The sequence below is a fragment of the Caldovatus sediminis genome (assembly GCF_014644455.1).
Classification (GTDB): domain Bacteria; phylum Pseudomonadota; class Alphaproteobacteria; order Acetobacterales; family Acetobacteraceae; genus Caldovatus; species Caldovatus sediminis.
The window spans coordinates 123,683-135,271 of the sequence record NZ_BMKS01000002.1; the positions used below are offsets into that span (position 1 = coordinate 123,683).

General features: G+C 75.2%; 12 protein-coding genes. 8 read left to right on the plus strand and 4 right to left on the minus strand.

Annotation, left to right across the window (positions count from 1 at the left end):
• The first annotated feature begins 38 nt into the window (after window positions 1–38).
• Together tsaB and rimI are read left to right on the plus strand one after the other, a co-directional pair.
• Entirely contained in the window at window positions 39–725 is a 687-nt protein-coding gene (gene tsaB, locus IEX99_RS03390; protein WP_188898492.1) for a tRNA (adenosine(37)-N6)-threonylcarbamoyltransferase complex dimerization subunit type 1 TsaB, read from the plus strand.
• A complete protein-coding gene (rimI, locus tag IEX99_RS03395; protein WP_308421466.1) occupies window positions 722–1,213 on the plus strand; it encodes a ribosomal protein S18-alanine N-acetyltransferase in 492 nt (163 codons plus the stop codon). The genes tsaB and rimI overlap by 4 nt, the downstream gene beginning before the upstream one ends.
• Here the strand turns inward: rimI and IEX99_RS03400 are convergent.
• A complete protein-coding gene (locus tag IEX99_RS03400; protein ID WP_456304518.1) occupies window positions 1,179–1,370 on the minus strand; it encodes a sulfurtransferase TusA family protein in 192 nt (63 codons plus the stop codon). The two genes, rimI and IEX99_RS03400, sit on opposite strands and share 35 nt — an antisense overlap.
• Window positions 1,371–1,529: 159 nt before the next feature.
• Between IEX99_RS03400 and IEX99_RS03405 the strand changes: the two genes are divergently transcribed.
• The 6 genes from IEX99_RS03405 to IEX99_RS03430 all read left to right on the plus strand — a co-directional run bounded on the left by IEX99_RS03405 (window position 1,530) and on the right by IEX99_RS03430 (window position 8,162).
• Window positions 1,530–2,003, plus strand: coding sequence for a MucR family transcriptional regulator (locus tag IEX99_RS03405; RefSeq protein ID WP_188898496.1), 474 nt, complete (start codon window positions 1,530–1,532; stop codon window positions 2,001–2,003).
• Window positions 2,004–2,265: 262 nt separating this feature from the next.
• On the plus strand, window positions 2,266–2,880 hold the full coding sequence (locus IEX99_RS03410; RefSeq protein ID WP_188898498.1) for a Fur family transcriptional regulator: 615 nt from the start codon (window positions 2,266–2,268) through the stop codon (window positions 2,878–2,880).
• On the plus strand, window positions 2,877–3,731 hold the full coding sequence (locus IEX99_RS03415; protein WP_188898500.1) for a GNAT family N-acetyltransferase: 855 nt from the start codon (window positions 2,877–2,879) through the stop codon (window positions 3,729–3,731). The genes IEX99_RS03410 and IEX99_RS03415 overlap by 4 nt, the downstream gene beginning before the upstream one ends.
• 77 nt (window positions 3,732–3,808) lie before the next feature.
• Window positions 3,809–4,978, plus strand: a complete 1,170-nt coding sequence (locus tag IEX99_RS03420) for an iron-containing alcohol dehydrogenase (RefSeq protein WP_188898502.1) — start codon at window positions 3,809–3,811, stop codon at window positions 4,976–4,978.
• Window positions 4,979–4,995: 17 nt separating this feature from the next.
• On the plus strand, window positions 4,996–7,164 hold the full coding sequence (locus IEX99_RS03425) for an acetate--CoA ligase family protein (RefSeq protein WP_188898504.1): 2,169 nt from the start codon (window positions 4,996–4,998) through the stop codon (window positions 7,162–7,164).
• Window positions 7,161–8,162 carry a Bug family tripartite tricarboxylate transporter substrate binding protein gene (locus tag IEX99_RS03430; protein WP_188898506.1) on the plus strand — a complete coding sequence of 334 codons (1,002 nt, stop codon included), beginning with the start codon at window positions 7,161–7,163 and terminating at the stop codon, window positions 8,160–8,162. The genes IEX99_RS03425 and IEX99_RS03430 overlap by 4 nt, the downstream gene beginning before the upstream one ends.
• Window positions 8,163–8,769: 607 nt before the next feature.
• Here the strand turns inward: IEX99_RS03430 and IEX99_RS03435 are convergent.
• Genes IEX99_RS03435 through IEX99_RS03445 form a run of 3 tightly spaced genes read right to left on the minus strand, consistent with a single transcriptional unit; the run spans window position 8,770 to window position 11,551 of the window.
• Window positions 8,770–9,522 carry a hypothetical protein gene (locus IEX99_RS03435; protein WP_188898508.1) on the minus strand — a complete coding sequence of 251 codons (753 nt, stop codon included), beginning with the start codon at window positions 9,520–9,522 and terminating at the stop codon, window positions 8,770–8,772.
• Window positions 9,523–9,542: 20 nt separating this feature from the next.
• Window positions 9,543–10,958: a TRAP transporter large permease gene (locus tag IEX99_RS03440; RefSeq protein WP_188898510.1), complete on the minus strand. Its 1,416-nt coding sequence runs from the start codon at window positions 10,956–10,958 to the stop codon at window positions 9,543–9,545.
• Entirely contained in the window at window positions 10,955–11,551 is a 597-nt protein-coding gene (locus tag IEX99_RS03445; protein ID WP_229677784.1) for a TRAP transporter small permease subunit, read from the minus strand. The genes IEX99_RS03440 and IEX99_RS03445 overlap by 4 nt, the downstream gene beginning before the upstream one ends.
• Window positions 11,552–11,589 lie beyond the last annotated feature (38 nt).

Genomic DNA, 11,589 nt, shown 5'->3' on the forward strand with positions numbered 1-11,589 from the left:
CGCGCGCGCCCTATATCCCCGGCCTCACGGGAACAGCCATGCCGATCCTCGCGCTCGACGGTTCGCTCGCCCGCTGTTCGGCCGCCGTGCTGGACGCGGAGGGGAGGGTCCTGGCCGCGGCCGCCGCCCAGGCCGAGCGCGGCCACGCCGCGCTGCTGCCCCCCCTCGCGGCGCGCGTGCTGGAGGAGGCGGGACTGGCGGCGCCGGCGTTGCGCGCCGTCGCGGTCGGGGTCGGGCCCGGCGGCTTCACCGGCCTGCGCGCGGCGCTTGCCCTGGCGCAGGGCATCGCCTTCGGCGCCGGCGGGCTGCCGGTGGTCGGCGTGACCACCGGCGAGGCCTTGGTCGCCGCGCTGACCGAGGAGGAGCGACGCGGCCGCGCGGTCTGGGCCGCGCTCGACACCAGGCGCGGCCGGATCATGCTCGAACGCTTCGCCCCTGGCGCCGCGCTGCCGGAAGGGCTGCCCGCGGCTTTCGCCGAGCGCGACCTGCCGATGCCGGCCGGCCCCGTCGCGGTGGCGGGGGATGCCGCGCCGGGGGTCGCCGCGCGGCTGCTCGCGCGCGGCGCCGACGCGCTGCTCAGCGAGGCGCGGCTGCCCGACGCGGTGCCGCTCGGGCGCGTCGCGCTGCGCCGGCTCGCCGGCGCCCTGCCGCCGCGCGCGGCGGAGGAGCCGCTCTATGGCGAGCCGCCCGCCCTGCGCGCGCCGCGGCCCGCGCCCGCGGCGTGATCTCGCGCACCTCGGGGCCGGTGGCGGTGATGCCGGCCGGCGCCGGATCGGCGCCGCTGCTCGCCGAGCTGCACCGCCTGGCCTTCCCCGCCGGCGAGGCCTGGGGCCCCGAGGCGATCGCGGTGATGCTGGCGCTGCCCGGCAGCTTCGCGCTCTGCGCCGCCGCGGATGGCGGCGCGGACCCGGCCGGATTCGTGCTTGTCCGCGTCGTGGCGGAGGAGGCCGAGATCCTCACCCTCGCCGTGCCGCCCGAGCGGCGGCGACAGGGGATCGGCGCGGCGCTGCTTCGCGGTGCGATCGGCGAGGCCGCGGCGCGCGGCGCCCGCACCCTGTTCCTCGAGGTCTCCGAGGCCAATCGGGCGGCGCGCGCCCTCTACGCCGCCGCGGGCTTCGCCGGGCGCGGCCGGCGCCGCCGCTACTACGCCGACGGCAGCGACGCGCTGGTGCTCGCGCTCAGCCTGCCTTCTTGCGGATCAGCAGCCGGGTGATGCCGTCCTCGCCGTCGCGCAGCGACAGCACCTCGTGGCCCTGCTCGGCCGCGGTGCGGGGCACGTTCCCCCGGGGTTCGGCGCCGCGCAGCAGCACCAGGAGGGTGTTGCCGGGCTGCATCCGATCCAGCTCCAACCGGGTTCGGACGAAGGTCATCGGGCAAGTCTCTCCGGTGATGTCGAGCCGACGGTCGGCTGCGAGTTCTTCCGGGTTCAATGCCGGCGGAACCTTCGAAATCATGACTGGGGCGCCATTGCGGAACTTCTGCGTCCGTGCATATGGTGTGGCGCGCGGGGAGGCGAAGAGGAATCGAACATGTCTGACACTGGCACCAGGGCTGACCTGCTTGGACTGACGGCGGAGATCGTCGCCGCCCATGTCTCGAACAATTCGGTGGCTCTCGCGGATCTGCCCAACCTGATCCAGGACGTTTATCGTACGCTTTCGAATGTCGGCCAGCCCCAGCCGCAGCAGCCCGAGCGTCCGCAGCCGGCCGTGCCGATCAAGAAGTCGGTCACGCCCGACTATCTGGTCTGCCTCGAGGACGGCAAGAAGCTGAAGATGCTGAAGCGGCACCTCAAGACAGCCTACAATATGACGCCGGAGCAGTATCGGGAGCGCTGGGGTCTGCCGCCCGACTACCCGATGGTCGCGCCGAATTACGCCAAGCACCGCTCCGTCCTGGCCAAGAAGATCGGCCTCGGCACCAAGCCGCGGGCCGCCGCGGGCCGCCCTGCCGGGCGCGGGGGGCGGAGCAAGGCCGCTGCGGCGCCCTCGGCCGCGGGCTGAGGCCGGCCGGACGCCGCGTCGCGGCGCGGACCCCGGCCGGCGAACGCGCGACGGCAGGCACGGCGTGGCCCGCACCGGGACCGGGTCGGTGCGGCGGGCAGCCGGGCGCTGCCGGTGGCCGATCCGGCGCCGGGCGTCTATGGTCGGGTCGCGCCCGCAGTGCAGGCCACGGGTGGGGAGCGCGCCGGCGACGCGCCGGCCGGCGGCTCCCGGCCCGCAGAGCGGCCGCACGCGCGCTTCAGAAGGGACCCCCGGCATCGGCATGGACACGCGCCCCGAGCCTCCGAAGCCCGCCGCGACCGCGGCGCGCTCCGCCCGCGCGGCCCGCGCCGCGTCGGCGCCCGCACATCCGCCTGCTCCGGAGCCGTCGCGCATCGAGCGCCTCTGCGTCGCGCGCGGCCTGAAGATGACGGGGCAGCGGCGGGTGATCGCGCAGGTGCTCTCCGACTCCAGCGACCATCCGGACGTCGAGGAGCTCTACCGCCGCGCCCGCGCGCGCGACGCGCGGATCTCGATCGCCACCGTCTATCGCACCGTGCGGCTGCTGGAGGAGGTCGGCATCCTCGAGCGTCACGACTTCGGCGGCGGCCGCGCGCGCTACGAGCCGACCGAGCACGGCCACCACCTGCACCTCATCGACGTCGACACCGGCCGGGTGATCGAGTTCGAGGCCGCCGCGCACACCTCGCTGGCGCGGGAGATCGCCGCGCGGCTCGGCTTCGAGCTGGTCGGCCACCGCGTCGAGCTGTTCGGCCGGCGGCGCGCCGCCGACGCCGCCCCGCCGGCGCCGCAGGACGCCGCCGCGCGGGCCGATGCCGCGGCGGCCGCGCGGGACCCGCGCCGCGCCGGCGGCGGACGGGGCGGCCACCGCGCATGACCCGGCCCCTTGGCCCCGGCCTTGCCGACGAGGCCTTCCGCTCGCCCGGCTTCGGCGAGCTGCGCGCCGGCAACCTCGGCGTGCGCATCGCGGCGACCGAGGCCGAGCTCGACGCCGCCCTGGCGCTGCGCTATCGTGTCTTCTACGAGGAGCGCGGCGCGCGTCCCGACGCGACGACCGCCGCCACGCGCCGCGACCGCGACGAGTACGATTCGGTCGCCGACCACCTGCTGGTCGTGGACCACGACCGCGGCGCGGGGCCGGAGGGCGTGGTCGGCACCTACCGCCTGATCCGCCGCCCCGCGGCGGCGCGCATCGGCCGTTTCTACTCCGCCGCCGAGTACGACATCGCGCGGATCGAGGCCTATCCGGGCAACATCCTCGAGCTCGGCCGCTCCTGCGTGGATGCGGCCTACCGCACCCGCGCGGCGCTGCAGCTCCTGTGGCGCGGCATCGCGGCCTACGTGTTCATGCACCGCATCGACCTGATGTTCGGCTGCGCCTCGCTGCCGGGCACCGACCTCGACGCGCTGGCCGCGCAGCTCACCTACCTGCACGCGAACCACCTGGCACCGGAGGCGCTGCGCCCGCGGGCGCTGCCCGAGCGCTACGTGGAGATGCGCCGGCTCGATCCTGCGGCGATCGACGCGCGCGCCGCACTGGGCGCGCTGCCGCCGCTCGTCAAGGGCTATCTGCGGCTGGGCGGCTTCGTCGGCGAGGGGGCGGTGCTGGACCACCAGTTCAACACCACCGACGTCTCCGTCGTCGTGAAGACGGACCTGGTCACCGACAAGTACTACCGCCACTACGAGCGGGTCGCCGGCGGCCGCGACGCGGAGGCGGCGCAGTAGGCGGCGCCCGGCCGGCGTGTGACAATCCGGCCGCGCCTGCGTAGCCTCCTCTGCCGGCGCAAGGAGGGGCAGGAGCGATGCAGACCGGGACCTACCGCTATCCGCCGATGGAGTGCGTGACCTACGGCCGGCCCTTCGCGGAGGTGCTGGCCGAGGAGGCGGAGCGCCTCGGCGCCCGTGCCGCGTTCCTGATGGCGGGCGGCACGCTGTCGCGCGAGACCGACGTCGTGCGCCGGGCGCAGGAGGCGCTCGGCGCGCGGCTGGCCGGCGTCTGGACGCGCATGGGCGCGCACTCGCCGCGCACCGACGTCGTCGCCGCCGCCAACGCGGCGCGCGAGGCGAAGGCCGACCTGATCGTCACCCTCGGCGGCGGCTCGGTGACCGACGGGGCGAAGATGGTCGGGTTCTGCCTCGGCAACGACGTGACCGACCCGGCGCAGCTCGACGCCTTCGCCGCGCGGATGGAGCCGGGCGGCACGCTGGTCCGCCCGCCGGCGAGGCCCTCGCCGCTGCGCGCGGTCGCGATCCCGACCACGCTCTCGGCCGGCGAGTTCTCTGCCACCGCGGGCTGCACCGACACGGCGCGGCAGGTGAAGCAGAGCTACGCCCATCCGACGATGATGCCGCGCGCCGTCATCCTCGACCCGGCGGTGACGGTGCACACGCCGCAATGGCTGTTCCTCTCCACCGGCATCCGCGCCGTGGACCATGCGGTGGAGGACCTCTGCTCCGTCAACGCGCAGCCCTTCTCGGACGGCGCCTCGCTGCACGCGCTCCGGCTGCTCGCGCGCGGGCTGCCGGCGGTGCGGGAGGACCCGGCGGACCTCGCGGCGCGCCTCGACTGCCAGCTCGGCGCCTGGATGTCCATGGTCGGATCGCAGGCGGGCGTGGCGAAGGGGGCGAGCCACGGCATCGGGCACGTGCTCGGCGGCACCGCGGGCGTGCCGCACGGCTACACCTCCTGCGTCATGCTGCCGCACGTGCTGCGCTTCAACGCGCCGGCGAACGCCGCGCGCCAGGCGCTGGTGAGCGAGGCGCTGGGCCGGCCCGGCATGCCTGCCGGCGATGCTGTGGCGGAGTTGATCGCGCGGCTCGGCCTGCCGCGGCGCCTGCGCGACGTCGGCGTGCCGGCGGAGCTGCTCGACCGCATCGCGGCGGAGTCCATGCACGACCGCTACATCCCCGCCAATCCGCGGCCGATCGCGAGCGCGACGGTGGTCCGCCACCTGCTCGACCTGGCCTGGTAGGCCGCCGCGGGGGCGCCATGACCGCGAACGCACCGCCGCCGGACCGCATCCCGCTCGCGCGCATCGTCAGCCCGCGCTCGGTCGCCGTGGTCGGCGCCTCGGACGACGTCGGCAAGTTCGGCGGCCGGGTATTCCACTACCTCATCAAGCACGGCTATCCGGGGCGGCTCCTGCCGATCAACCCGAACCGCCCGGCGATCCGCGGGCTCCCCGCCTTCCCCCGCCTCGCCGCCGCGCCCGGCCCGGTGGACGTCGCGATCCTCGCCGTGCCCGTGGCGCATCTCGAGGCGCAGATCGCGGAGGCCGCCGGGGCGGGGGTCGGCGCCTGCATCGTCATCACCGCCAAGCTCGCGGAAGCCGGCCCGGACGGGGCGACGCTGCAGGAGCGCATCGTCGGCATCGCGCGCGGCGCGGGGATGCGCCTCCTCGGCCCGAACTGCCTCGGCATCTTCAACCCGGTGGACCGGGCGATGCTGAGCTCGAGCCTCGCGCTCGAGGCCGACGCCTTCGCCCCGGGCGGCATCGGCGTGGTCAGCCAGTCCGGCGCGCTGATGGGCACGCTGGTCTCGCTCGCCCACGACTACGGGGCGCGGTTCAGCCGCTGCGTCTCGGTCGGCAACCAGGCCGACCTCGAGCTCTGCGACTTCCTCGACTACCTGATCGCGGACGAGGCGACGCGCGTGATCGCCCTCTACGTCGAGGGCCTGCGCAGCCCCGCCCGGTTCCGCGCGCTGCTGCACCAGGCGCGCGCGGCGGGCAAGCCGGTGCTCGTCGTCAAGGCCGGGCGCAGCGCGGCGGGGGTGCAGGCCGCGCGCTCGCACACCGCGAGCCTTGCCGGCTCCTACGAGGCCTTCGCGGCGGTCTGCCGCGACGCCGGCGCGGTGCTGCTCGACGACTGGGTGCCGATGGTCCTCGCCGCCGACGCGCTCGACCGCCTGCCGCGCCTCCGCGCGCCGGGGCGGGGCGTGGCGGTGATGGCGGGCTCGGGCGGCAGCACCGCGATCCTGGTGGACCAGCTTCCCGAGGCGGGCCTGCGCCTCGCCGCGATCTCGGACGCGACGAAGGCGGCGCTGGCGCAGTGGCTGCCGCCCTCGCACCTGCATCTCCCGGTGGACACGGGCAATTTCCGGGACGGCACCTCGGAGGCCGGCATCGGCGCCGTGCTGCGCGCCTTCATGGCCGATCCCGACATCGGCGCGATCGTCGTGCCGATGACCACCGGCCCGCGCATGGCCGCGAACGCCGCGCTGCTGCCGCCGCTGGCGCGCGAGGGGGACATGCCGCTGCTCTACGTGATGGGCGCCGGCGCGGTGGGCGACGAGGCGCGCGCCGCGATGCGCGCGGCGGACTTCCCGTACTACGACCGCGCCGCCGACGCCCTCGCCGTGCTGCGCGCGCTGGAGGCCGAGGCGGAGGGCCGCGCCCGCGCCGGCCTGCCGCCGCCCGCCCGCCCCGCGGGCGCCGGGCCGCTCCCCGCGCCGGCGGGCCTGCCCGGCGGCATGCTGACGGAGGCCGAGGCCAAGCGCCTGCTCGCCGCCTACGGCATCCCGACGACGCGCGAGCGCCTTGCCGCCGACGCCGACGCGGCGGTGCGGGCGGCCGAGGCGATCGGCTACCCCGTGGCGCTGAAGGGCGTCAGCCGCGCCGTGGTGCACAAGAGCGACCTCGGCCTGGTGCGCCTCGGCCTCGCCGACGCCGCCGCCGTGCGCGCCGCCTTCGCCGGGGTCGCCGCCGCGCTGGAGCGCGCCGCGCCGGGCACCATGGAAGGCTGCCTGGTGCAGGAGATGGCGCGGGGCGGCATCGCCGAGCTGATCCTCGGCGCGCGCCACGACCCCGACTTCGGCCCCATGGTGATGGTCGGCCTCGGCGGCGTGCTGGTCGAGCTGCTGCGCGACGTGCAGCTCGCCCCGGCGCCGCTGTCGCCGGCGGACGCGGAGGCGATGCTGCGCCGCCTGCGCCTCTGGCCCGTGCTCGCGGGCGCGCGCGGGCGGCCCCCGGCCGACGCCGCCGCGGCGGCGGAGGCGCTGGTGCGGCTGTCCTGGCTCGCCGCCGATCTCGGACCGCGCCTCGCCGAGCTCGACGTCAACCCGCTCGTCCTGCGGGCGGGCGGAGAGGGAGGAATCGCCGTGGACGCGCGCGCCGTGCTAAGGAGCCAGGCAAACCAAGGGAGGGAGACGTCACGATGACGCACGACAAGCCCGTCGGCCGCCGGACGCTTGCGGCCCTGGCCGGTGGCGGCGCGCTCGCGGCCGCGGGCCTCGGCCCGGTCGCGGCGCGCGCGCAGCAGCAGCCGGGCTGGCCGACGCGGACGATCACGCTGGTCGCGCCCTATCCGCCGGGCGGCACCACCGACCTCTCGGCGCGGCCGGTGGCGCAGAAGCTCACCGAGATCCTCGGCCAGACCGTGGTGGTGGAGAACCGCCCCGGCGCCGGCGGCAGCATCGGCGCCGCGCACGTCGCGCGCTCCGCGCCCGACGGCTACACGCTGCTGCTGTTCCCGACGGCGATCCTGACCATCAGCCCGCACGTCATGAGCCTGCCCTACGACCCGGCGAAGGACCTGATGCCGGTCGCCATGGTCAGCGTCGCCTACGGCGTGGTCGCCGCGCATCCCTCGGTGCCGTTCCGCGACGTCCAGGGGCTGATCGCCTATGCCCGGGCGAATCCGGGCCGGCTGCGTTTCGGCTCGGCGGGCAACGGCACCATCACCCAGCTCTCCGGCGAGCTGTTCGCGGACGCGACCGGCATCCAGATCGAGCACGTCCCCTATCGCGGCTCGGCGCCGTCGCTGACCGACCTCCTGGCGAACCGCGTGCAGCTCCTGTTCGACTCCATCGCCATCCCGGCGATCCGCGAAGGGCGGCTGATCGCGCTCGCGACCAACGCGCCGACGCGCAACCCGCTGCTTCCCGACGTCCCGACGATGCGCGAGCTGGGGCTGGAGCGCGCGGAGGCGATCCCCTGGTTCGGCATCGCCGCGCCGGCCGGCCTGCCGCAGCCGGTGCTGGCGCGGCTGACCTCGGCGCTGGAGCAGGCGCTGGCCGCGCCCGAGGTCGCAAGGACGATGGAGCCGATGGGTCTCACGCCGACCTTCGAGGCCGGCGAGGCGTTCGCCGAACGCGTGCGCCGCGAGCGCGAGCGGTGGGGCGATCTGGTGCGCCGGATCGGCGTGCGGGCGGGCTAGAGCAGATCACGGACGGCCGGGAACAGCCGGGAGCGTGAATCGGCTCGGCAGACAACGAGCGGGAGCCGTTTTCGTTCGGCCGGCCCCCGGAGGATGGAGACCCGCCTCATGAAATCCTGACCGAACGGAGGCAGGGAAAGCCGGTCGGAGATGCGATGCCTCCCGGCTCTGCGGGTATGCGGTTCCGGGCGTCGCAGCCGCCGTTGGTGATGGCGTCGGGGTCGCGGAACGGCAGGGGGACAGGAACCGCTCCCGAGCCGGGGCCGGAGGCGCCCGGCCGGGTCCAAAGCGGGGTGTGGGGCGGCCCGGCCTTGCCTTCTGCCGGCGCAGGTTCGGCGGCTCCGCCGCCGCGGCGCCGCGTCTGCCGGTCCGTTCCGGCGGCCCGCGCCGCGGCCTCCCGGCCCATCCCGTCCAGCACATCGGCCAAGCGAGCAGCCGCCCCGCAACCCGGCGGTTCGCCTTCCGCCTCGCAGGCGGCGCATTCCCGCCGCCTCGACATCCGCCCGGATCAGCACCACCGCGCCCGCGCATCGGCCGCCAGGCTTCCGGGCGTTTCATCAGGCGAGCAGCAGCGTGTCCCGGCATGGTTCACGCGGATGACGCGCCCTCAGCCCGCCTCGAAGCGCACCCGCACCCGTCCGAGCGTACCGAAACCCGCGCGCAGGGCGAGGCCGGGCTGCGGCGCCAGGGGCGGCGCGGTCAGGCCGGCGGCGACCAGCAGCGCGCCCGCCGGCAGTCCGCCGAGCCGCCGCGCCGCCGCCGCCACGGGACGGAGCGCGGCATGCAGGTCCACGGGCACCGCGCCGGCACCGCGCCGGCGCCGCTCCCCCGCCGGGCCGAGCGTGACCGGGATCGGCGCGACGGGCGGCGAGGCGAAGGCGCGTCCGACCACGAGAAAGCCGAGCCCGCCGAGATCCGCCGCCACCAGCGCCGGCGTCTCCGGCGGCTCGCGGAACCGGCTGGCGGCGATGTCGATCGCCGGGTGCAGCGCCGCGAACGCCGGCGGCTCTTTGTCCTCCGTCCCGCCCGGCAGGTCGCGGCCGAGTACCGCCACCACCGCGGCGGAGACGGCGCCGTGGCGCAGCGCCGGCAGGGCGATGGCGGCGTTGTCCGGCAGCAGGCGGCCCTCGATCACGGGGCCGGCGAGCGACCGCGCGGCGCCGCCCTCGCCCGGCCCTGGCGCCAGCCGCAGCCCGCAGGCAGCGAGTCCCAGCTCCTCGAGCACGGCGAGCGCGACGCGCTCCCCCTCCCCGACCGAGCCGGGGGCGAGCTCCGGCGACAGGGGCGCGAGCGGATGCCCCGTTTCCACCGCCTCGGCCAGCCAGCGCGCCGCGTCCTCCGGACGCCAGTCCTGCCGCACCCGTCTCCCTCCCTCTTCGCTCAGTTCAGCGGCGGCAGGCTCGGCATCTCGTCGTCCACCCGGAAGCCGCCCTCGGGGATCTCCAGCACGTTCTCGCCCGCCACGCCCGGTGCGTGGTCGTAGAGGTAGGCGGGCAGCCAGGTGGCCAGCTCCGGGAAGACGTAGAGCAGCGCCATCGAGAGGATGACGATGCCGACGAAGGGGAGGGTGCCGGCGAAGATCTGGCTCAGCCTCACCTCCGGCGGCGCGACGCCCTTCAGGTAGTAGGCCGCCATGGCCACCGGCGGCGTCAGGAAGCTGGTCTGCAGGTTCAGCGCGACGAGGACGCCGAAGAACACCGGGTCGATCCCGAAGGTCGGCAGCAGCGGCAGGAAGATCGGCACGAAGATCAGCACGATCTCGGACCACTCCAGCGGCCAGCCGAGCAGGAAGATGATGATCTGGGTGAGGATCAGGAACGTCACCGGCGATAGGTTGAGCTGCTCGACGAAGATCTGCTCGATCACGTGGTGGCCGCCGAGGTAGCCGAAGACGGAGGTGAAGATGTAGGCGCCGACGAACAGCCAGCACACCATGGCGGTGGTGCGGGCGGTGAGGAACACGCTCTCCTTCAGCTTCTCGAAGCTCAGCGCGCGGTAGAGGGCGGCGAGCAGGACGGCGCCGAGCGCGCCCATCGCCGCCGCCTCCGAGGGGGTGGCGAGGCCGAGCAGGATCGCCCCCAGCACCGCCATGATCAGCGCCGCGAGCGGCATGAAGGAGGTGGCGAGCGCGAGCAGGACGGCGCCGAACGGCACCCGGCGCTCCTCCGGCGGCAGCCGCGGCGCCGTCGCGGGGCGCATGACCGCGAGCCCCAGCACGTAGAGCATATAGAGCAGCGCCAGCCCGATCCCCGGCACGAACGCCGCGGCGTAGAGCCGGACCACCGACTCCCCCGCCGTCGCGCCGTAGAGGATCAGCATGATCGAGGGCGGGATCAGGATGCCGAGGCAGCCGCCCGCGCAGGTCACGCCGGCCGCGATCCTCGTGTCGTAGCCGGCGCGCAGCATGGCCGGGAAGGCGAGCAGGCCCATCAGCGTGACCACCGCACCGACGATGCCGGTCGCGGTCGCGAACAGGGCGCAGGTGGCGAGGGTGGCGATCGCGAGCGAGCCGGGCAGTCCGCCGGAGGCCAGCTGCAGGCTGCGGAACAGCCGGTCGAGGATGTTCGCCCGCTCGATCACGTAGCCCATGAAGATGAACAGCGGCACCGAGATGAGCACGTCGTTCGCCATCACCGCGTAGGTGCGCTGGACGAGCAGGTCGAAGACGCGCTCGTGCATGCTGAGGTAGCCGAAGCCGAGGCCCATCGCCATCAGCGTGAAGGCGACCGGGAAGCCGAGCAGGATGACGAAAATGAAGCTTCCCAGCATCACCATGCCGAGGACGGGGTCGCTCACGGCTGCGCATCCCCCTCGGCGCGCAGCATGGCGGCGCGCTTCACGGCAAGGGCTTCCATCTCCTCGACGTCGGAGAGCTTGGGCGGCCACTGGCCCCGCCCGAGGCAGATCGCGCACCGCGCCGCCTCGGCCGCGCCCTGCAGCAGCATCAGCACGCCGACGGCGGGAATGACGAACTTGAGGGGCCAGATGATCGGACCCTCCGGGCTGAAGGCGGAGCGCTCGTTCTGCCAGTAGGACTGGATGAAGAAGTCCCAGCCGTAGCGGACCAGCGCCAGCATGGCCGGGAAGAAGAAGAGGAGGTAGAGGGCGAGGTCGAGGGCGGCCTGCCGCCGCGGCGGCATGAGGCGGTAGAGGAAGTCCGCCCGCACGTGTCCCCCGCGCGAGAGGGTGTAGGCGCCGGCGCACATGAACAGCGTGCCGTACAGCATGTACGACACGTCGAAGGCCCAGGCCGTGGGCGCGCGGAACAGGTAGCGCGCGAAGACCTCGTAGCAGATCGCGCCGGTGAGCACGACGATCAGCCAGGCGAACAGCTTGCCGACGGAGGCGCTGATCCTGTCCACGGTCAGCAGCAGCGGCTGCAGGCGCATGCGGGGCGGGCCTCTCGGGCCGGATGGACACGGCAGCG